The organism is Acetobacterium sp. UBA5834 (genome assembly GCF_002435675.1).
GTDB lineage: Bacteria > Bacillota > Clostridia > Eubacteriales > Eubacteriaceae > Acetobacterium > Acetobacterium wieringae.
Genome location: NZ_DJGY01000009.1, coordinates 1 through 17,132, shown reverse-complemented (window position 1 = coordinate 17,132; position 17,132 = coordinate 1). Strand labels below are relative to the sequence as shown.

Annotated in this window: 33 protein-coding genes; all 33 read right to left on the bottom strand. The window is 41.1% G+C overall.

The features are described 5' to 3' along the window. Nucleotide 1: 1 nt before the first annotated feature. Nucleotides 2–961: a DNA-directed RNA polymerase subunit alpha gene (locus B3F51_RS01595; protein ID WP_286945111.1), complete on the bottom strand. Its 960-nt coding sequence runs from the start codon at nucleotides 959–961 to the stop codon at nucleotides 2–4. Between the two features lie 71 nt (nucleotides 962–1,032). After that, the gene (gene rpsD / locus B3F51_RS01590; protein ID WP_070369953.1) at nucleotides 1,033–1,662 is read right to left on the bottom strand and encodes a 30S ribosomal protein S4; all 630 of its coding nucleotides are present in this window, start codon (nucleotides 1,660–1,662) and stop codon (nucleotides 1,033–1,035) included. Nucleotides 1,663–1,677: 15 nt separating this feature from the next. Then, entirely contained in the window at nucleotides 1,678–2,070 is a 393-nt protein-coding gene (rpsK, locus tag B3F51_RS01585; protein ID WP_070369952.1) for a 30S ribosomal protein S11, read from the bottom strand. Nucleotides 2,071–2,083: 13 nt separating this feature from the next. Then, the gene (rpsM, locus tag B3F51_RS01580) at nucleotides 2,084–2,446 is read right to left on the bottom strand and encodes a 30S ribosomal protein S13 (RefSeq protein WP_070369951.1); all 363 of its coding nucleotides are present in this window, start codon (nucleotides 2,444–2,446) and stop codon (nucleotides 2,084–2,086) included. 144 nt (nucleotides 2,447–2,590) lie between these two features. Next, nucleotides 2,591–2,704: a 50S ribosomal protein L36 gene (gene rpmJ, locus B3F51_RS01575; protein ID WP_013382261.1), complete on the bottom strand. Its 114-nt coding sequence runs from the start codon at nucleotides 2,702–2,704 to the stop codon at nucleotides 2,591–2,593. A 13-nt stretch (nucleotides 2,705–2,717) separates the two neighbouring features. Then, nucleotides 2,718–2,945, bottom strand: a complete 228-nt coding sequence (gene infA, locus B3F51_RS01570; protein ID WP_070369950.1) for a translation initiation factor IF-1 — start codon at nucleotides 2,943–2,945, stop codon at nucleotides 2,718–2,720. A gap of 3 nt (nucleotides 2,946–2,948) precedes the next feature. Beyond that, the gene (locus B3F51_RS01565) at nucleotides 2,949–3,251 is read right to left on the bottom strand and encodes a KOW domain-containing RNA-binding protein (protein ID WP_070369949.1); all 303 of its coding nucleotides are present in this window, start codon (nucleotides 3,249–3,251) and stop codon (nucleotides 2,949–2,951) included. Nucleotides 3,252–3,263: 12 nt separating this feature from the next. Next, entirely contained in the window at nucleotides 3,264–4,013 is a 750-nt protein-coding gene (map, locus tag B3F51_RS01560; RefSeq protein WP_286945108.1) for a type I methionyl aminopeptidase, read from the bottom strand. Nucleotides 4,014–4,015: 2 nt separating this feature from the next. After that, entirely contained in the window at nucleotides 4,016–4,675 is a 660-nt protein-coding gene (locus B3F51_RS01555) for an adenylate kinase (protein WP_070369947.1), read from the bottom strand. A 23-nt stretch (nucleotides 4,676–4,698) separates the two neighbouring features. Next, nucleotides 4,699–5,958 carry a preprotein translocase subunit SecY gene (gene secY, locus B3F51_RS01550; protein WP_286945107.1) on the bottom strand — a complete coding sequence of 420 codons (1,260 nt, stop codon included), beginning with the start codon at nucleotides 5,956–5,958 and terminating at the stop codon, nucleotides 4,699–4,701. A 1-nt stretch (nucleotide 5,959) separates the two neighbouring features. Continuing rightward, the gene (gene rplO / locus B3F51_RS01545; RefSeq protein WP_286945105.1) at nucleotides 5,960–6,403 is read right to left on the bottom strand and encodes a 50S ribosomal protein L15; all 444 of its coding nucleotides are present in this window, start codon (nucleotides 6,401–6,403) and stop codon (nucleotides 5,960–5,962) included. A gap of 11 nt (nucleotides 6,404–6,414) precedes the next feature. Further along, entirely contained in the window at nucleotides 6,415–6,597 is a 183-nt protein-coding gene (rpmD, locus tag B3F51_RS01540; protein ID WP_286945103.1) for a 50S ribosomal protein L30, read from the bottom strand. 11 nt (nucleotides 6,598–6,608) lie between these two features. After that, the gene (gene rpsE / locus B3F51_RS01535) at nucleotides 6,609–7,115 is read right to left on the bottom strand and encodes a 30S ribosomal protein S5 (protein ID WP_186894490.1); all 507 of its coding nucleotides are present in this window, start codon (nucleotides 7,113–7,115) and stop codon (nucleotides 6,609–6,611) included. 17 nt (nucleotides 7,116–7,132) lie between these two features. Further along, on the bottom strand, nucleotides 7,133–7,501 hold the full coding sequence (rplR, locus tag B3F51_RS01530) for a 50S ribosomal protein L18 (protein ID WP_026393622.1): 369 nt from the start codon (nucleotides 7,499–7,501) through the stop codon (nucleotides 7,133–7,135). 40 nt (nucleotides 7,502–7,541) lie between these two features. After that, nucleotides 7,542–8,078, bottom strand: a complete 537-nt coding sequence (gene rplF / locus B3F51_RS01525) for a 50S ribosomal protein L6 (RefSeq protein ID WP_286945099.1) — start codon at nucleotides 8,076–8,078, stop codon at nucleotides 7,542–7,544. A 24-nt stretch (nucleotides 8,079–8,102) separates the two neighbouring features. Continuing rightward, nucleotides 8,103–8,501: a 30S ribosomal protein S8 gene (gene rpsH, locus B3F51_RS01520; protein WP_026393624.1), complete on the bottom strand. Its 399-nt coding sequence runs from the start codon at nucleotides 8,499–8,501 to the stop codon at nucleotides 8,103–8,105. Nucleotides 8,502–8,534: 33 nt separating this feature from the next. Then, on the bottom strand, nucleotides 8,535–8,720 hold the full coding sequence (locus tag B3F51_RS01515; RefSeq protein ID WP_084504860.1) for a type Z 30S ribosomal protein S14: 186 nt from the start codon (nucleotides 8,718–8,720) through the stop codon (nucleotides 8,535–8,537). A 13-nt stretch (nucleotides 8,721–8,733) separates the two neighbouring features. Beyond that, nucleotides 8,734–9,276, bottom strand: coding sequence for a 50S ribosomal protein L5 (rplE, locus tag B3F51_RS01510; protein ID WP_286945096.1), 543 nt, complete (start codon nucleotides 9,274–9,276; stop codon nucleotides 8,734–8,736). Between the two features lie 20 nt (nucleotides 9,277–9,296). Then, nucleotides 9,297–9,611, bottom strand: coding sequence for a 50S ribosomal protein L24 (gene rplX, locus B3F51_RS01505; RefSeq protein WP_070369938.1), 315 nt, complete (start codon nucleotides 9,609–9,611; stop codon nucleotides 9,297–9,299). 14 nt (nucleotides 9,612–9,625) lie between these two features. Then, nucleotides 9,626–9,994: a 50S ribosomal protein L14 gene (gene rplN / locus B3F51_RS01500; protein WP_026393627.1), complete on the bottom strand. Its 369-nt coding sequence runs from the start codon at nucleotides 9,992–9,994 to the stop codon at nucleotides 9,626–9,628. A gap of 27 nt (nucleotides 9,995–10,021) precedes the next feature. Then, nucleotides 10,022–10,279, bottom strand: a complete 258-nt coding sequence (gene rpsQ / locus B3F51_RS01495; protein WP_070369937.1) for a 30S ribosomal protein S17 — start codon at nucleotides 10,277–10,279, stop codon at nucleotides 10,022–10,024. 28 nt (nucleotides 10,280–10,307) lie between these two features. Then, nucleotides 10,308–10,511 carry a 50S ribosomal protein L29 gene (rpmC, locus tag B3F51_RS01490; RefSeq protein ID WP_070369936.1) on the bottom strand — a complete coding sequence of 68 codons (204 nt, stop codon included), beginning with the start codon at nucleotides 10,509–10,511 and terminating at the stop codon, nucleotides 10,308–10,310. Continuing rightward, nucleotides 10,508–10,948: a 50S ribosomal protein L16 gene (gene rplP, locus B3F51_RS01485; RefSeq protein WP_026393630.1), complete on the bottom strand. Its 441-nt coding sequence runs from the start codon at nucleotides 10,946–10,948 to the stop codon at nucleotides 10,508–10,510. The genes rpmC and rplP overlap by 4 nt, the downstream gene beginning before the upstream one ends. A gap of 18 nt (nucleotides 10,949–10,966) precedes the next feature. After that, entirely contained in the window at nucleotides 10,967–11,692 is a 726-nt protein-coding gene (gene rpsC / locus B3F51_RS01480; protein WP_070369935.1) for a 30S ribosomal protein S3, read from the bottom strand. Nucleotides 11,693–11,703: 11 nt separating this feature from the next. Continuing rightward, on the bottom strand, nucleotides 11,704–12,039 hold the full coding sequence (gene rplV / locus B3F51_RS01475; RefSeq protein ID WP_041669084.1) for a 50S ribosomal protein L22: 336 nt from the start codon (nucleotides 12,037–12,039) through the stop codon (nucleotides 11,704–11,706). Between the two features lie 18 nt (nucleotides 12,040–12,057). Continuing rightward, nucleotides 12,058–12,336, bottom strand: coding sequence for a 30S ribosomal protein S19 (gene rpsS / locus B3F51_RS01470; RefSeq protein WP_070369934.1), 279 nt, complete (start codon nucleotides 12,334–12,336; stop codon nucleotides 12,058–12,060). Between the two features lie 43 nt (nucleotides 12,337–12,379). Continuing rightward, complete coding sequence (rplB, locus tag B3F51_RS01465; RefSeq protein WP_070369933.1) at nucleotides 12,380–13,213, bottom strand: 50S ribosomal protein L2; 834 nt, start codon at nucleotides 13,211–13,213, stop codon at nucleotides 12,380–12,382. A gap of 52 nt (nucleotides 13,214–13,265) precedes the next feature. Then, a complete protein-coding gene (gene rplW / locus B3F51_RS01460; RefSeq protein WP_148637298.1) occupies nucleotides 13,266–13,556 on the bottom strand; it encodes a 50S ribosomal protein L23 in 291 nt (96 codons plus the stop codon). After that, on the bottom strand, nucleotides 13,556–14,176 hold the full coding sequence (gene rplD / locus B3F51_RS01455; RefSeq protein WP_148637297.1) for a 50S ribosomal protein L4: 621 nt from the start codon (nucleotides 14,174–14,176) through the stop codon (nucleotides 13,556–13,558). Before rplD ends, rplW begins: the two co-directional genes overlap by 1 nt. A gap of 29 nt (nucleotides 14,177–14,205) precedes the next feature. Next, nucleotides 14,206–14,835, bottom strand: coding sequence for a 50S ribosomal protein L3 (rplC, locus tag B3F51_RS01450; RefSeq protein ID WP_286808979.1), 630 nt, complete (start codon nucleotides 14,833–14,835; stop codon nucleotides 14,206–14,208). Between the two features lie 54 nt (nucleotides 14,836–14,889). Continuing rightward, nucleotides 14,890–15,198 (bottom strand): 30S ribosomal protein S10, encoded by a 309-nt coding sequence (gene rpsJ / locus B3F51_RS01445; RefSeq protein ID WP_014357213.1) that lies wholly within the window; start codon nucleotides 15,196–15,198, stop codon nucleotides 14,890–14,892. 290 nt (nucleotides 15,199–15,488) lie between these two features. Continuing rightward, nucleotides 15,489–16,370 (bottom strand): DegV family protein, encoded by an 882-nt coding sequence (locus B3F51_RS01440; protein ID WP_286945088.1) that lies wholly within the window; start codon nucleotides 16,368–16,370, stop codon nucleotides 15,489–15,491. 219 nt (nucleotides 16,371–16,589) lie between these two features. After that, the coding region (locus B3F51_RS01435; RefSeq protein ID WP_286945086.1) for an EF-Tu/IF-2/RF-3 family GTPase at nucleotides 16,590–17,132 on the bottom strand (543 nt) is incomplete at its 5' end.

The following is a 17,132-nucleotide window of genomic DNA, read 5'->3' as shown; positions in this document are numbered from 1 at the left end:
GTTACTCCTTTGCCTTTTCTTCTTCTTGACTCAAGGACAATCCAATTTCTGCTAGTTTGTGCTTGATTTCATTCAGGGATTTACGACCGAGGTTACGGACTTTAATCATGTCCTCTTCGCTTCGTTGTGTTAATTTTTCAACTGTATCGATATTCGCCCGTCGCAGACAATTACTGGATCTTACTGAAAGCTCCAATTCTTCGATGGACATTTCGCGAATACGTTCTTTTTCACTTTCTTCTTTTTCCACCATGATTTCCACCGTGGTGGCATGCTCGGTCAAGTTAATAAACAGGTTGAGATGTTCACTTAACACCTTCGCAGCTAAAGAGAGTGCTTCTTCCGGGGTTGTGGTTCCATCGGTCCAGATATCGATGGTTAATTTATCAAAATCGGTGATTTGTCCGACTCGGGTGTTTTCAACTAGAAAATTAACTTTGATAATCGGAGAGAAGATTGAATCCATCGGGATGGTTCCAATCGGCATACCCGGATATTTATTTTTATCTGCTGCTACATAGCCTCGACCCTTTTCAATGCGCATTTCCATGTTCAGAGTAAACCCCTTGGACAAGGTAGCAATGTGCATTTCCGGATTAAGGATATCGACATCAGAGTCAGCAATGATATCACCAGCGGTGATCTCACCTTCTTCTGAAGCTTCAATGTAAATAACTTTGGGCTCATCGGTATAAATTTCAGCTGCCAAACCTTTGAGATTCAGAAGGATTTCAATAACATCCTCTTTAACTCCTGGAATGGTAGAGAATTCGTGCAAGACGCCTTCTATTTTTACTGATGTGACTGCCACACCCGGCAGGGATGACAGCATTATTCGTCTCAGACTGTTACCAAGGGTGGTTCCATATCCCCGTTCTAAAGGTTCAATGACAAACCGCCCGTAAGTATCGTCGTCTTTTTTATCAACAATTTCGATGACTGGTTTCTCGAATTCGATCATTTATCAGACCCTCCTACTTATTTATAATCCATACATTAACATGAGGGTTAATTGGTTCCCGAACATGTAGCCTATTTAGAATACAATTCAACAATAAGATGTTCAGCAATTTCGACATCTAAGTCTTCTACTGCCGGTCTGCCAATGACTTTTCCTGATAGTGTGTCAACATCTCTCGATAACCATGAGGCCATGGTTCGATTTTCAGTCGTTTCTAAAATATCTTTGAATTTTTGTGATTTTTTGCTTTTTGGTCGAACTTCAATGACATCGCCTTCTTTCATGATGTAAGAAGGAATGTTCAGTTTTTTACCGTTAACCAGGAAATGTTCATGATCCACCAACTGACGGGCCTCTTTACGGGAGGTTGCCAGACCCAGTCGATAAACAACATTATCCATACGTGATTCTAAGTGGATCAATAAGTTGTGACCGGTGATCCCTTTTTGCTTTTCAGCAATTTCAAAATAGCCACGGAATTGTTTTTCAAGGACACCGTAAATACGTTTTGCCTTTTGTTTTTCTCGTAACTGAAGACCATATTCTGATAATTTTGTTCGTCTTTTACCGTGTTGGCCTGGTGGTGTTGGTCGTCTTTCAAACGCACATTTATTTGTAGAATAACAACGTTCTCCCTTCAGGTACAGTTTTGCACCTTCACGTCTACATTGTCTGCATGATGCTTCTATATTTCTTGACATTTTTTCGCCCTCCTGTTATACTCGTCGTCGCTTAGGTGGTCGACAACCGTTATGTGGAATAGGCGTTACATCACGGATCAGGGTAATTTCTAATCCCGCCGCCTGTAAGGCCCGAATTGCAGCCTCACGTCCGGAACCAGGGCCTTTGACTAAAACTTCAACACTTTTAAGACCGTGCTCCATAGCAGCTTTAGCCGCTTCCTCTGCAGCCATTTGAGATGCAAAAGGGGTGCTTTTACGTGATCCTTTAAAGCCTAATCCACCAGAACTTGCCCATGAAAGAGCATTTCCGGAGATATCAGTAATGGTAACAATCGTATTGTTGAAAGAAGATTGAATATGGGCCTGGCCACGTTCGATATTCTTTTTAATTTTTTTAACTTTTCTTCGTGCTTTTTTAACTGCCATTCTTTAGCCCTCCTTATTTCTTTTTGCTTACGAGACGTTTCGGACCTTTTCGAGTTCTGGCATTCGTTTTTGTCTTTTGCCCTCTAACAGGAAGTCCTCGACGATGACGTAATCCTCTATAAGATCCAATTTCGATCAGTCGTTTGATGTTTAAGTTGACTTCTCTACGAAGGTCACCTTCAACGGTGTATTTGTCTATCGTATTTCGCAGATCATTTACTTCAGTTTCAGTAAGATCTTTAACTCTGGTATCTGGATTAATATTTAAAGCTTTTAAGATTTCCAGCGATGTTGAATGTCCAATACCGTAAATATAAGTTAATCCAATTTCTACCCGCTTATCTCGGGGTAAATCGACTCCGGCAATTCTTGCCATAGGGTGTGTACCTCCTAATTATTTTCTAAATGCTGGTAAATTAATCAAGTTAGTGACGTAACGAAATTAAAACCCAGGGTGTTTTATATCATGAACATGACTAAAATTGCCGCGGCCATGTTCTTTTTTTCTGGACTCGACGGTTTAACCTTGTTTTTGTTTGTGTTTTGGATTTTCACAAATTACCATAACACGACCATTTCTCTTAATAATTTTGCATTTTTCACAAATAGGTTTAACTGATGGTCTAACTTTCATTTGTATGCCTCCTTTATGATTTCCCTTTTCCACGCCATACGATACGCCCGCGGGTCAAATCATATGGGGATAATTCAACAACTACTTTATCTCCGGGTAAAATTCTGATGTAATTCATACGAAGTTTTCCCGAAATATGCGCAGTTATCTGATGTCCATTTTCCAATTCTACTAAGAAAATAGTATTTGGTAATGACTCAATCACTGAGCCTTCTACCTCGATAACATCTTTTTTGGCCATTGATCAAACCTCCTCACGATTCTCATCCCCAATACCATCAGGCATGTGATAGGACTCGAGTATTTTTCTAATCTCAGCGTTAGTTACATTTTTTCCATTTAATATTTTATCACGAATATCTGTGGCTATGTGATTCGTCTTCGCCAAGTGTTTGACCTTCTTTTTTTTTGGATTACTCACTTTTCGAAGCTTTCCATTTGATAACATGGCGAACTGTTCGTCCACCACTTCAATAACCACCATATACTGACCTTTATCCCGGCCAGCTTTTGAACGAACCACCTGTCCAACTTTATATTCATTCATCCAAACACCAACTTATAGTACTGTCAGCAGTTCGGGATCACCGGTTCCGGTAATCAGAACGGTGTGCTCGTAATGTGAAGAAAGCTTGCCGTCAGTGGTTACCACCGTCCATCCATCTTTTAACGTAACAACGTCATAAGTTCCGGCATTGACCATTGGTTCAATGGCTAATGTCATTCCTTGTCGTAGCCGCGGTCCTCGACCTTTGGGTCCAAAGTTAGGAATTGGTGGATCTTCGTGCATTTGTTTTCCAACACCATGACCGACATAGTCCCGGACAACTGAAAAACCGTTGTCCTCAACATATTTTTGAATCGCATTCGAAATGTCCGACAAGCGATAGCCATCCCTGGCATAGGCAATGCCCTTATAAAAGGACTCCCGGGTGACTCGAATCAGCTTTTTTGCTTCATCGGAAATCGTCCCGACGCCATGCGTCACCGCCGCATCACCAACGTAACCCTTAAATGTAGCTCCGATGTCAATACTGATGATGTCACCATCCTGCAAACGTCGTTTCTCAGGAATCCCATGGACAACCACTTCATTAATTGAAGCACAAATTGAGTTTGGGAATCCACCATAGCCTTTGAATGTTGGAACTGCTCCGGCATCACGAATATACTTTTCAACTGCATAGTCCAGTTCTTGTGTTGTTACCCCAGGCTTGATCATTGTTTCTACTAAGGCGTGTGCGCCTGCCACAATCTTTCCGGCATGGCGCATTAGATCAATTTCCTTTTGGGATTTTATGGTTATCATCTTTAATTAACTCCACTTAGGATTTTTTCGATATTATCAAAAACGTCCTTCATATGTTGCAATCCATTAATATTAATGATCTTTTGTTTGTCTTCATAAAACTCGATTAATGGTTCTGTCTGATCTTGATATACTTCAATTCGTTTCTTTACGGTTTCGACTTTGTCATCTTCCCGTTGGTATAAGGGTGTTCCGTCTAAATCACAGACACCTTCGACCTTGGGTTTGCTGTACTTGATATGATAGGTTGCATGACATGTCGGACAGATCCGACGGCCTGAAACCCGTTCAATCAAAATATCAAAGGGCACATCAAGATTAATTGCAAAATCCAACTCGCAATCACGCTTGGCATTGATTCGACATAAAGCTTCCGCCTGATGAACCGTTCGTGGAAATCCATCCAGCAAATAGCCATAGCCAGCCGCCAATACATCTTCATGTGTCAACCGATCTTCAACCATATCAACAACTAAGTCATCCGGAACCAAAAGACCTTGTGCCATATACTCTTTAGCTTTTTTTCCGAGCGGCGTATCTTTGCTCATATTTTCTCGAAAGAGATCTCCGGTAGAAATATGCGGGATACCATAAGTTTCACAAATTCGTTTTGCCTGTGTCCCTTTGCCAGCTCCCGGAGGTCCTAATAATACAATTCTCATTTTTCACTTAACTCCAGTTCATTTTAAGATTTTAAAAATCCCTGATGGTGTCTCATCATCATTTCTGCTTCAATCTGCTTAACCGTTTCAAGGGCTACCCCAACTACAATCAGCAAACTTGTTCCGCCGAATTGAAGATTGACACCCATAAAATTACCTACAAAAATAGGAATAACAGCAATGATCGCTAAAAAGACGCCACCAAATAATGTTAATCGGTTCATAATTCTCGACAAGTATTCTACGGTTGGTTTTCCCGGTCTGATCCCAGGAATATAACCACCTTGTTTCTTGATATTTTCTGCGATATCAAACGGATTAAATGTTACAGCTGTATAAAAATAGGTAAACGCAATTATTAGTGTGATATAAATAATATTAGTGAGCCAGGATCCCCAGGCAAAATAGGTTGAAATAAAGTTTGCAAAAGCCGATGTCGGAAAAAAACTGGCAAGTGTCGCTGGGAATAACGTTAACGAACTGGCAAAGATTACCGGAATAACGCCTGCCATATTCACACGCATGGGAATATGGGTAGTTTGTCCGCCGTACATTTTTCGGCCAACGACCCGTTTTGCATACTGAACCGGGATACGTCGTTGCCCTTCCTGAACTGCCACCACACCAAAGATAACCACCACAATGAAAACCAGAAAAACAATCAGGGTGATGATATTTAAGGTTCCAATCGTCAGATATTGATACATTTGGCCGATTGCAGATGGAATACGGGAAATGATACTGATAAAGATAATCAAAGAGATACCGTTGCCGATACCATTTTCAGTGATTTGCTCGCCCAGATACATTAAAAACGCAGTCCCTGCTGTAATACATAATACAACCGTAAAGACGGTAAATGGTGTTTTTTCAATTAGCAAGTCTCCGAAGGATAAGCTCATTCCCAGTGCCTGAATCAGCGCCAGAATAATGGTAAGGTAACGCGTATACTGAGCCAGTTTTTTTCTTCCTTCTTCGCCTTCTTTTTGTAGTGCTTCCAAAGCTGGAATTGCAAATGCCAGAAGGTTCATGATAATTGAAGCATTAATATACGGGGTGATACTCATGGCAAAAATAGTAAAGTTACCAAAGTTACCACCAGATATAATATCAAACAGACCAAAAATTCCACTATCACTGACGAGTTGACTTAACTGTTCGGTATCAATAAAGGGAACGGGTATGAAGGATCCCAAACGATATACAAACAGCAGTGCTAACGTAATTATTATCTTTCGTCGTAGATCTGGAATTTTCCAAGCATCCTTCAAGGTAGAGACCATACTAGATCACCTCTACCTTTCCTCCTCCAGCGAGAATTTTCTCCTCAGCTGATTTGCTGATTTTATGTGCTTTGATGGTGAATGCCTTTTCAACTTCTCCGTTTCCAAGGATCTTCAGGCCATCATTTAATTTGCGGATAAATCCGTATTCCAGCAACAGTTCCGGGGTAATCACTGTATTTGCATCAAATGCATTCAGTTCTCCCACATTGACAATTGCAAAAGTTTTTTTGAATCGGGCGTTTGAAAAACCACGTTTCGGTAAACGACGTGCCAAGGGCATTTGTCCACCTTCGAAACCTGGTCGAACACCACCACCGGAACGTGATTTTTGTCCATCTTGTCCACGACCAGCTGTTTTTCCAAGACCAGAACCAGTACCGCGTCCTTTTCTCTTGGGTGCCTTTTTTGAACCTGGGGCTGGACTTAAAGTATGTAACTTCATATTGACACCTCCTATACTTCTTTTACTTCGAGCATGAAGTCAGTACGATGAATCATGCCGCGAATCTGAGGGGTATCATTATGAGTTACGGTCTGGCCGATTTTCTTCAGGCCTAAAGCTTGGATAGTAGCCCGTTGTTTGGGGTTACGACCAATTAAACTTTTCTTTAGTGTAATTTCTAATTGCTTAGCCATAATGATTCCTCCTAATCTAAAATTTCTTCAGGTTTTTTACCACGTTTAGCTGCTACTTCTTCAAGTGTAGTCAGTTCAGCAAGGCCTGCCATTGTAGCATTAACCATGTTACGGGCATTGTTTGATCCTAAAGATTTAGTACGAATATCTCTGATACCAGCTAATTCCAATACTGCACGGACAGGTCCGCCGGCGATAACGCCAGTACCTTTTCCGGCAGGTTTCAGTAATACATGACCTGCACCAGCTTCACCATTAACTAAGTGAGGAATAGTTGTTCCAACCATTGGCACTTTGATTAATGATTTTTTTGCTGCATCGATACCTTTACGAATCGCATCTGGAATCTCCATTGCTTTTCCTTTACCGACGCCAACATGACCGTTTTCGTCTCCAACAATCACAAGACAGCTGAATCTGAAGTTACGACCACCTTTAACAACCTTAGTTACGCGGTTGATGGCAACGACTTTTTCCTTCAAATCTAATGTACTTGGATCGATTTTTTTGTTTTGCATCAAATGACCTCCTTTACTTAGAATTTCAGGCCGGCTTCACGAGCGCCGTCAGCCAATTCTTTTACTCTACCATGATATACGTAACCGCCTCGATCAAATACCACTGCTTCGATGCCTTTTTCAAGAGCACGTTTGGCAATTGCCTGACCTACGGCTTTAGCTGCTGCTTTATCTCCACCTTTTGACAGTTGACCTTTAAGATCAGAGTCATTGGAAGAAGCAGAAACCAGTGTGATACCTTTAGTATCATCTATAATTTGAGCATAAATATTTTTATTACTTCTAAATACGTTTAAACGTGGTCTCATTTCTGTTCCGGAAACTTTGTTTCGGACCCGATAGTGACGTGCAACACGTATTTTATTTTTAATGGGTTTCTTAATCATCGAGTTTTACTCCCTTCATCATCTTTGACGGGCTAGCAGGTTATTTACCTGTTTTACCTTCTTTACGTCTTATTACTTCGTCAGAATATCGTACGCCATGACCTTTGTAAGGTTCTGGTGGGCGTTTCGCTCGAATATTGGCGGCATGTGCGCCAACGGCTTCTTTGCTAATGCCTTTGATTACGACTTTAGTATTAGTTTCTGGAACAGCTTCCACGCCTTCAGGATCTTCCATCTCAACGGGATGTGAGTACCCTAAATTCATGACTAACTTGTTGCCTTTTTTTTCTGCTCTATACCCTACTCCACTGATTTCCAGGGTTCGTGTAAAGCCGGTGCTGACACCAGTAACCATGTTTTGAATTAAAGCTCGGGTTAAACCGTGAAGCGATTTATGCAGCTTACTTTCAGATGGTCGGGTGACAACGACTTCGCTATCTTGGACATCGATGATGACATCAGGATGAAAAGTTCTAACTAGTTGTCCTAATGGACCTTTGACTGTCAAAGTCTGACCGTCTTTTTTAATGTCGACTCCTGGGAGGATCGCAACGGGTGCTTTTCCTACTCTTGACATCTTTTTACCTCCTGTCTTAATTTGTTACCAAACGTAACATATCACTTCGCCGCCAACGCCGGCTTTTCTTGCTTTTTTATCTGTCATTACGCCTTTTGATGTAGAAACGATAGCGATGCCCAGGCCATTTAATACCTTTGGCACATCGTCTTTACCGGCATATACTCTTAAACCTGGTTTGGAGATTCTTTTGATGCCTGCAACGACACGACTTTTGTTTTCTCCGTATTTGAGTGTAATTTTAATTACGCCTTGCTTTTCATCAGCGATGTAATCAACTTTAGTAATATAACCTTCTTCTAAAAGAATTTGAGCAATTGCTTTCTTTTCTTTTGAAGCAGGCATCTCAACTGTTTTATGACCTGCATCATTTGCATTTCTGATGCGTGTTAACATATCCGCAATAGGATCAGTCATAACCATACTCGGTACCTCCTTTTCTTTGCCAGTTTGTTTTTACCAGCTTGCTTTTCTTACGCCAGGGATTTCGCCTTTATATGCTAATTCTCGGAAACATATACGACAAATGCCAAATTTCTGTAAAACAGAATGTGGTCGCCCACAAATTCGGCAGCGTGTATACGCCTGAGTTGAATATTTTGCTTTGCGTTGTTGCTTTTCTTTCATCGCTTTTTTTGCCACTGTACCGTCCTCCTTATGCTCTACTGAATGGAATGCCAAGCAGTCTTAACAGTTCGTGAGCTTCTTCATCAGTTTTTGCCGTTGTGACAAACATGATATCCATGCCGCGGACTTGTTCAACCTTGTCATAATCAATTTCAGGGAAAATGAGCTGTTCTTTTATACCAAAAGCATAATTACCACGTCCGTCAAAGGATTTGTTGGACAAACCTCTGAAGTCACGTACTCGAGGAAGGGCAACGTTGAATAACTTGTCCGTAAATTCGTACATACGATCACTTCTCAAAGTTACTTTCGCTCCAATGTTCATGCCTTCTCGGACTTTAAAGTTAGCTACTGATTTTTTTGCCTTAGTGATCACTGGTTTTTGGCCGGCAATAATTCCAAGGTCGATCACGGCGGCTTCTAAAGCTTTGGAATTGTCTTTGCAATCTCCCAAACCCATGTTGATCACAACTTTTTCGAGTTTAGGAACTTCCATGATGTTTTTATATTGAAATTTTTCCATCAATGCTGGAATTACTTCGGTTAGATATTTATCTTTTAATCTGGGCATATTGGTCCTCCTTCCCGAAATTAATTATTAAATGTTTCATTACATTTTTTACAAAATCTGACTTTTTTTCCGTCACCTAGAACTTTATGACCGGTTCTAACGCCTTTATCACACTTTGCACAGTAAATTAATACATTGGAAGCCTGAATTGGCCCTTCCTGACGGATTATTCCACCCTGTTGCATTTGCTGTGTTGGTTTCTGGTGTTTAGTAACCATATTCACATTTTCCACAAGGACTTTTCCATCTTTAGGATAAGATTGAATCACTTTTCCTTTTTTTCCTTTGTCCTTACCGGAAATTACCATTACGATATCATCTTTTTTTACATGCATCTTTCATTTCCTCCTTAAAGTACTTCAGGAGCCAAAGATACGATTTTCATGTATTTCTTGTCCCGTAATTCTCGTGCGACAGGTCCAAAAATACGTGTACCTTTTGGGTTTTTATCATCTTTTATTAGAACCGCTGCATTCTGGTCAAATTTGATGTAACTGCCATCGTCTCTTCTGATTCCGCTCTTTGTTCGTACGACAACGGCTTTTACAACGTCGCCCTTTTTAACATCGCCACCGGGTGCAGCACTTTTAACAGCACACACGATAATGTCCCCGATATTTGCATATCGACGACCGGAACCACCAAGAACTCGGATGCACAGTAATTCCTTTGCACCGGTATTATCTGCTACTTTCAGTCTCGTTTCTTGTTGAATCATCCGAAATACCTCCTTCCGCACATTGACTTATAGTGCTTTTTCTACGATTTCTACTAATCTCCAGCGTTTGTCTTTGCTGAGTGGTCTTGTTTCCATTATTTTAACGGTATCACCGATATTACATTCGTTTTGTTCGTCATGGGCTTTGAACTTTACAGTGTGCTTAACTCGTTTTGTGTAAAGCGGATGTTTTACAAAACTTTCAACAGCTACAACAATGGTTTTATCCATTTTATCGCTGGTAACCTTACCGATTCGAGTTTTTCTGTAACCTCTTTCTTCCATAAGCTAAACCTCCTTATCTATTGGTTTATTATGCTTCATCTGACTTCATGACACGTTCTTGGATAATTGTTTTGATCCGTGCATAAGTCTTCTTAACTTCTTTAATCCGCATGGGGTTTTCCAACTGGCCAGTCGCATGTTGAAATCTGAGGTTGAATAATTCTTCCTTCAGATCACCCAATTTTGCTTCAAGTTCGATCGTTGTTAATTCTCTTAATTCACTTGGTTTCATGCTTCATCACCCACTTCTTGTGCTTCCTGATCTTTACGAGTGATAAATTTCGTTTTGATTGGTAATTTATGTTGCGCAAGACGCATGGCTTCCCGAGCTACTTCCTCAGAAATTCCGGCAATCTCAAACATTACTCTACCTGGTTTTACCACTGCAACCCAATACTCAGGAGATCCTTTACCGGAACCCATTCGAGTTTCTGCTGGTTTTTGTGTCACAGGTTTATCTGGGAATATTTTAATCCAAACCTGGCCACCTCTTTTAATATATCTGGTCATGGCAATACGGGCAGCTTCGATCTGATTAGCAGTAATCCATGCTGGCTCCAATGCTTGAATAGCGAAATCTCCGTAAGTGATTTTGTTACCACGAAGCGCTTTTCCTTTCATACGACCTCTATGTTGTTTTCTACGTTTTACACGTTTAGGCATTAACATATGCGTTGGCCTCCTCTCTTAGTTTTCTGTCCTGTTAGTAGGAGCTTTTCGGCGGGGTGCGCTTTTTTTAGCTTTTGCGTCGTCTTCAGCTGTGACGGCTAAAATATCTTCACGTCCAGTTAAAATTTCGCCTTTATTGACCCAAACTTTTACACCTAATTTACCATAGGTGGTATCAGCTTCAGCAAAGCCATAGCTAATATCAGCTCGGAGGGTTTGAAGGGGAACCTGACCCTGGGCATAATGTTCGTTTCGTGCCATTTCAGCACCGTTTAAACGGCCTGCAACAGCAGTTTTAATACCCTTAGCGCCAGCTCTCATGGTTCGTTGCATGGTTTGCTTCATTGCCCGTCGGAAAGAAATTCGTCGTTCCAGCTGAGCAGCAATGTTTTCGGCCACTAATTGAGCGTCCATATCAACATTTTTAACTTCAACGATGTTGATAAAAACGGTTTTCTTGGTCATTTTTTCAAGTTCAAGACGCAACGCATCGATACCTGCACCACCACGACCAATGATCATGCCTGGCTTTGCTGTATAGATATGAATCTTTACCTTGTTACCAAAACGTTCGATGACAATTTTAGAAATGCCCGCCTGGTATTGATTTACTTTTATATATTTACGAATATCATAGTCTTCAATTAAACAATCTGCAAAATCCTTGTTGTTCGCAAACCATTTTGCATTCCAGTCCTTAATAACGCCAACTCTTAATCCGTGAGGATTGACTTTTTGACCCATCTATGCCCTCCTTACTCTTTTTCTTTTAATACGGCTGTAATATGAGACGATCTTTTTCGAATGATTGTTGCACGTCCCTGTGCACCCGCTCTGAATCGTTTTAGTGTTGGACCCTGATTTGCATAAATCTGATCGATATATAAGTTTTCAGGATTCATGTTAAAATTATTTTCAGCATTTGCCAAAGCAGATTTTACAACTTTGTCAATTATTTTCGCTGCTTTATTTGGTGTTAATGCTAGAATACTTAATGCTTCTCCAATGCTTTTGCCTCGAATTAAATCAGCCACTAACTTAGCCTTTCTGGATGAAACACGTACATATTTAGCTGTCGCTCTTGCTTCCATTCGTATACCTCCTTCTGGCTATCTTAATTTAGATTTCTTTTCTCCAGCATGACCTCTAAAGGTTCTGGTCGGTGCAAACTCTCCAAGTTTGTGCCCTACCATATCTTCGGTAACATAAACTGGAACATGTTTTCTGCCATCATGTACGGCGATGGTGTGTCCTACCATTTGTGGGAAAAGTGTGGAGCTTCTTGACCAGGTCTTCAGCACGTTCTTTTCACCTTTTTCGTTCATTGCTTCGATACGTTTAAGTAACTTTTCGTCAACATAAGGTCCTTTTTTAAGTGATCTACCCATTATTCAACCTCCTCTCGGTTCGTTATCTTATATGGTTGAGTGCTTATTTTTTGTTTCGGGCTCTTACGATATATTTATCGGAAGGCTTGTTTTTCTTACGTGTTTTATAACCAAGTGCTGGTTTACCCCATGGTGTAACTGGGCCAGAACGTCCAATCGGGGCACGTCCTTCACCACCACCGTGTGGATGGTCATTGGGATTCATTACCGAACCACGAACGGTTGGGCGGATCCCCATGTGTCGGGTACGACCCGCTTTACCAATCCGGACATTCTGATGATCCAGATTTCCAACTTGACCAATGGTAGCTCGACATTCAATTCGAACCAGTCGCATTTCGCCTGAAGGCAATCGCAATGTTGCGTAGTTTCCTTCTTTCGCCATCAGCTGAGCGCTGGCACCGGCAGAACGCACCATTTGAGCGCCTTTTCCAGTTTTTAACTCAACACAGTGAACCGTTGTACCAACGGGAATGTTTTTGAGTGGCAGACAGTTACCAATGGTAATATCTGATTCCGGTCCAGAGAAAATAACATCTCCAACCTTTAACTTAAGTGGCGCAATAATATAACGTTTTTCACCATCTGCATAGTGAACCAGTGCTATATTTGAACTTCTGTTTGGATCATATTCAATTCCGGCAATTTTTCCGGGAATATTGTCTTTATTTCGTTTGAAGTCAATAATTCTGTATTTTCGTTTCGCTCCACCACCATGATGTCTAACAGTAATGCGTCCATATGCATTACGACCAGCATGTTTTTTAAGTGGCTTCAATAAGGATTTCTCAGGCTCGTGCTTGGTAATTTCCTCGAATGTATTGACGCTCATATTTCTACGTCCTGGGGACGTTGGTTTATACTTTCTAATACCCATTAATCGCTACCTCCTTTTTTGTATGCTTCTCGGGTTGTAGTCTCGTTTTTGCTTATACGCCTTCGAAGAATTGAATACCCTTACTTGCCGGTGTCAATTTTACGATTGCTTTTTTCCAGTCTGATCTGCGACCAACGAAACGTCCGGTTCTTTTCAGTTTACCCTTCATGTTCATGGTGCTTACTTTTTCAACTTCAACACCAAAAATGACTTCAACTGCATTTTTGATTTCAATTTTATTCGCTCGTTTGTCCACTTTAAATGTGAATTTTTTTTCTTCAGCGTCAGCCATACTACGTTCGGTAATAATCGGCTTGATAATAATATCGCGAGGATTTTTCATTATGCGTATACCTCCTCAATTTTTTGTAATGATTCCTGAGTCATGATCAATACATCATATTTCAACATATCATAGACGTTTAATTCACTGACTGTCGTTGTTGCAACTTTAGGAATATTGTTTGCGGAGCGGATAATCGCTTCGTTGTTTTCCGGCAGTACAATCAAGGCTTTTTGAGCGTTGATATTGTTCAGCACCGCTACCATTTCTTTGGTTTTTGGAGCATCCATCACCAATTGATTCAGAACCCGCAGTTCGTTGTCCTGAGCCTTTGCCGAGAAAACAGATTTCATTGCTAAAGCTTTAACTTTCTTGTTAACCTTTTTGCTGTAATCTCTTGATTTTGGTGCAAAGATCACACCGCCACCCTTCCACAATGGAGATCGGATGGTACCGGCTCGAGCCCGGCCTGTTCCTTTTTGTCTCCAGGGTTTTCGACCACCGCCACGGACTTCTGATCGAGTCAAGGCGGAACGTGTTCCCTGTCGTCTATTTGCAAGCAGTGCGACCACTACTTCATGTACTACATGTTCGTTGGGTTCGATTCCGAAGATTCCTTCGCTTAATTCGACATCACCAACAACATTTCCTTTTACATCTAAAACATCAATTTTAGGCATTTGATTTCCTCCTTTCAGGCTTGATTTTTTTATGCTTTAACGCTGCTTTTAATTGTAATAAGTGCTCCTCGAATGCCTGGTACTGCACCTTTGATTAAAAGTACATTGTTCTCTGCATCGACTTTAACAACTTCCAAATTAACTGCAGTTACATTTTTGTTTCCCATCTGGCCCGGAAGTTTCTTGCCTTTGAATACTCGTGAAGGCGAAGAAGATGCTCCCATGGAACCTGGGCTACGGTGATATTTTGAACCATGGGCCATTGGTCCCCGGGATTGGTTATGTCGTTTAATAACCCCCTGGAATCCCTTACCTTTTGAAGTTCCTGAAATATCCACACGTTCGCCAGCTTCAAACACATCAGCCTGAATTAATTGACCGGTTTCATAACTTGCATAATCGTCAAGTTTGAATTCCCGGATTACTTTTTTATACTCGACACTGTTTTTATCATAGTGACCTTTTAGCGGTTTTGTCATGCGTCGTTCTTTCACTTCGCCAAATGCTAATTGCACTGCTTCATATCCGTCAGTTTCGATGGTTTTCTTTTGAAGCACAACGCAGGGCCCTGCTTCAACTACAGTTACTGGAATTACTGTTCCATTTTCTGTGAAAATCTGAGTCATTCCAATTTTTCGTCCGATAATCGCTTTTTTCATTATTTCCTCCTAAATATCATTGGATTGCTTTGCAATCATAATACCAATTGGGGCTTATAGTTTGATTTCTATATCAACGCCTGCTGGTAAGTTCAATCGCATTAATGCGTCTACGGTTTTTGGTGTTGGGTTTAAAATGTCAATCAACCGTTTGTGAGTGCGCATTTCAAATTGTTCTCTGGAATCCTTATACTTGTGTACTGCTCGCAGAATTGTAATGATTTCTTTGTCTGTTGGCAGTGGCACGGGGCCAGAAACGCTCGCACCTGTTCTCTTTGCTGTTTCCACAATTCGTTCAGCGGATTGATCCAACAGTTTGTGATCAAACGCTTTTAATCTGATTCTAATTTTTTGTTTTGCCATACCTAAATTTTACCTCCTTATCAATTTTTACTCGTCATTTAGGTACTCCAACCACTCGTCAACCCATCCGGGTGTTTCATCATTATTTTTTTAGCAAAATGACGGATCATTTTGCATAAAAATCATGATTTTCGTGGTTGTCGTCCGATTCTAAGATCGTGACATACTCCATGGGAAAAACCTGCCTAAGGCGACAGCAACCTCTCACTTCATCGCAGAGTGTCAACCTTTCACATTATACAAGAAAAAAACGCCTTTGGCAAGCGTTTTTTCATATTTTACAACAATTTTCAATTTTTTTCTTCTTGCTTCAAGATTGTCTCCGGCGCCGTGTCAAAAAAATAAATACCCGTCCCCTGAAGTCCCAAATGAGCAGCCAACACGCAGCCGATCGGTACGGGTTCAATATTTTTAACACCCATCAAACGAAGTGCCGCCTCGTATTCCTCCACCGGCTTCATCGAGCCGTTAAATGCAATGCCAACGTGTTGATCCAGATAGCCTACAATGTTCTCAGCCGTTTTATCAATAATCGTCTTTTGCGCTTTCTTAGGCCCCCGGGATTTGCCAATGATTTTTAGCTCCCCTTCTTCCACTGAAACGATTGGATGAATTTTTAAGAAACCGCCAACTACTGCTGTACCCTTAGATACCCGCCCCCCCATATAAAGCCAGTTAAGGTCTTCAATGCTGAAATAAAAATGAGCATGGGGAATAAATTTTAGCGCCGCAGCAGCCAGATAATCAAGATCTTTGCCCTGATCAATCAATTTCAACAACTCAACCGCAATCAGACCAATGCTTCCGCCACTGTGGAGGCTGTCAACGATCCGACATTTGAAATCGGGATATTTTTCCATCACTTCTTTTAGAACCAGGCGCGACGTCTCATAACTTCCCGATAGTTTAGAGGTAAAAGCCAGATACAGGCATTCCTGATTGTTCTTGGCGCATTCTTCAAAGTATTCCAGAAAGTCCCCCGGATTCACCTGGGATGTGGTTGGCACGATTCCCCGGGCCATGAATTTATTCATGCCGTCCAAATCAATTTCCCGTTTATCCCGATAAGCCACCCCTTCAATAATCACATTTAATGAAACCATATCCAGGTTGGGATGATTTACATAATCTTTTGGCAGATCACACATACTGTCTACTAAGAGTCTAATCATTTTTCACTTCTTTCCAATTGCAGCCAGCAATTTTCAACTTATCCATACTGCTTATTGATATCAATTTATCATTTTCTCTAAGCAATCATTTTATCACTAACTTATAATTTTAACAATATCCAAATAAAAAAACCGCCCCAAAAAGGACGGTTGATTTTTATGTGGGTTGCTAATTTAAATATCCATAAGACATTTATTTAGTCTGTATTTGCTCTGTTATTAGTCTTCCAGCATTTTGGCAACAACACCAGAACCAACAGTACGGCCACCTTCACGAATCGCAAAACGTAAACCTTCTTCGATTGCGATTGGGGTGATCAGGGTGATTTCCATTTGTACGTTATCACCAGGCATTACCATTTCAACGCCTTCTGGTAATTTGATGACACCAGTTACGTCAGTTGTTCTGAAGTAGAACTGTGGACGGTAGCCATCGAAGAATGGGGTATGACGTCCACCTTCTTCTTTGGTTAAGACATAGACTTCTGACATGTAGTGGGTATGTGGTTTGATGGAGCCTGGTTTAGCCAGTACCTGACCACGTTCGATCTGAGTACGGTCAACACCACGCAGTAATGCACCAACGTTGTCGCCAGAACGACCTTCGTCCAGTAATTTACGGAACATTTCGATTCCGGTTACAACGGTTTTTCGGCTGTCGTGGATACCAACGATTTCGACTTCTTCACCAACTTTAACAACCCCACGTTCGATACGTCCGGTTGCAACAGTTCCTCGACCAGTGATTGAGAAAACATCTTC

Bases quoted from the DNA above. Each gene is read 5' to 3' on its own strand.
- rpsD (WP_070369953.1), bottom strand. From the start codon at position 1,662: ATGTCAAGAAATATAGAAGCATCATGCAGACAATGTAGACGTGAAGGT.
- rpsS (WP_070369934.1), bottom strand. From the start codon at position 12,336: ATGGGTAGATCACTTAAAAAAGGACCTTATGTTGACGAAAAGTTACTT.
- rpsK (WP_070369952.1), bottom strand. From the start codon at position 2,070: ATGGCAGTTAAAAAAGCACGAAGAAAAGTTAAAAAAATTAAAAAGAAT.
- rplR (WP_026393622.1), bottom strand. From the start codon at position 7,501: ATGATTAAGAAACCCATTAAAAATAAAATACGTGTTGCACGTCACTAT.
- rpmD (WP_286945103.1), bottom strand. From the start codon at position 6,597: ATGGCTAAGCAATTAGAAATTACACTAAAGAAAAGTTTAATTGGTCGT.
- rpmC (WP_070369936.1), bottom strand. From the start codon at position 10,511: ATGAAACCAAGTGAATTAAGAGAATTAACAACGATCGAACTTGAAGCA.
- rplO (WP_286945105.1), bottom strand. From the start codon at position 6,403: ATGAAGTTACATACTTTAAGTCCAGCCCCAGGTTCAAAAAAGGCACCC.
- secY (WP_286945107.1), bottom strand. From the start codon at position 5,958: ATGGTCTCTACCTTGAAGGATGCTTGGAAAATTCCAGATCTACGACGA.
- rplC (WP_286808979.1), bottom strand. From the start codon at position 14,835: ATGAAAAAAGCGATTATCGGACGAAAAATTGGAATGACTCAGATTTTC.
- rplW (WP_148637298.1), bottom strand. From the start codon at position 13,556: ATGAAAAATCCTCGCGATATTATTATCAAGCCGATTATTACCGAACGT.
- rplX (WP_070369938.1), bottom strand. From the start codon at position 9,611: ATGCATGTAAAAAAAGATGATATCGTAATGGTAATTTCCGGTAAGGAC.
- rplN (WP_026393627.1), bottom strand. From the start codon at position 9,994: ATGATTCAACAAGAAACGAGACTGAAAGTAGCAGATAATACCGGTGCA.
- rpsH (WP_026393624.1), bottom strand. From the start codon at position 8,501: ATGGTTATGACTGATCCTATTGCGGATATGTTAACACGCATCAGAAAT.
- rplD (WP_148637297.1), bottom strand. From the start codon at position 14,176: ATGCCTAAAATTGATGTTTTAGATGTAAAAGGAAATGTTGTTGGTGAT.
- rplF (WP_286945099.1), bottom strand. From the start codon at position 8,078: ATGTCAAGAGTAGGAAAAGCACCCGTTGCGATCCTCCCAGGAGTCGAC.
- B3F51_RS01440 (WP_286945088.1), bottom strand. From the start codon at position 16,370: ATGATTAGACTCTTAGTAGACAGTATGTGTGATCTGCCAAAAGATTAT.
- rpsQ (WP_070369937.1), bottom strand. From the start codon at position 10,279: ATGGAAGAAAGAGGTTACAGAAAAACTCGAATCGGTAAGGTTACCAGC.
- map (WP_286945108.1), bottom strand. From the start codon at position 4,013: ATGATAACCATAAAATCCCAAAAGGAAATTGATCTAATGCGCCATGCC.
- rplB (WP_070369933.1), bottom strand. From the start codon at position 13,213: ATGGGTATTAGAAAGTATAAACCAACGTCCCCAGGACGTAGAAATATG.
- B3F51_RS01555 (WP_070369947.1), bottom strand. From the start codon at position 4,675: ATGAGAATTGTATTATTAGGACCTCCGGGAGCTGGCAAAGGGACACAG.
- rplP (WP_026393630.1), bottom strand. From the start codon at position 10,948: ATGTTAATGCCTAAACGTGTAAAACGTAGAAAACAACATAGAGGTCGT.
- rpsJ (WP_014357213.1), bottom strand. From the start codon at position 15,198: ATGGCAAAACAAAAAATTAGAATCAGATTAAAAGCGTTTGATCACAAA.
- rpmJ (WP_013382261.1), bottom strand. From the start codon at position 2,704: ATGAAAGTTAGACCATCAGTTAAACCTATTTGTGAAAAATGCAAAATT.
- infA (WP_070369950.1), bottom strand. From the start codon at position 2,945: ATGGCCAAAAAAGATGTTATCGAGGTAGAAGGCTCAGTGATTGAGTCA.
- rpsE (WP_186894490.1), bottom strand. From the start codon at position 7,115: ATGCAAAACAAAAAAATCGATCCAAGTACATTAGATTTGAAGGAAAAA.
- B3F51_RS01565 (WP_070369949.1), bottom strand. From the start codon at position 3,251: ATGAATGAATATAAAGTTGGACAGGTGGTTCGTTCAAAAGCTGGCCGG.
- rpsM (WP_070369951.1), bottom strand. From the start codon at position 2,446: ATGGCAAGAATTGCCGGAGTCGATTTACCCCGAGATAAGCGGGTAGAA.
- rplV (WP_041669084.1), bottom strand. From the start codon at position 12,039: ATGGAAGCAAGAGCGACAGCTAAATATGTACGTGTTTCATCCAGAAAG.
- B3F51_RS01595 (WP_286945111.1), bottom strand. From the start codon at position 961: ATGATCGAATTCGAGAAACCAGTCATCGAAATTGTTGATAAAAAAGAC.
- rplE (WP_286945096.1), bottom strand. From the start codon at position 9,276: ATGCCCAGATTAAAAGATAAATATCTAACCGAAGTAATTCCAGCATTG.
- rpsC (WP_070369935.1), bottom strand. From the start codon at position 11,692: ATGGGTCAAAAAGTCAATCCTCACGGATTAAGAGTTGGCGTTATTAAG.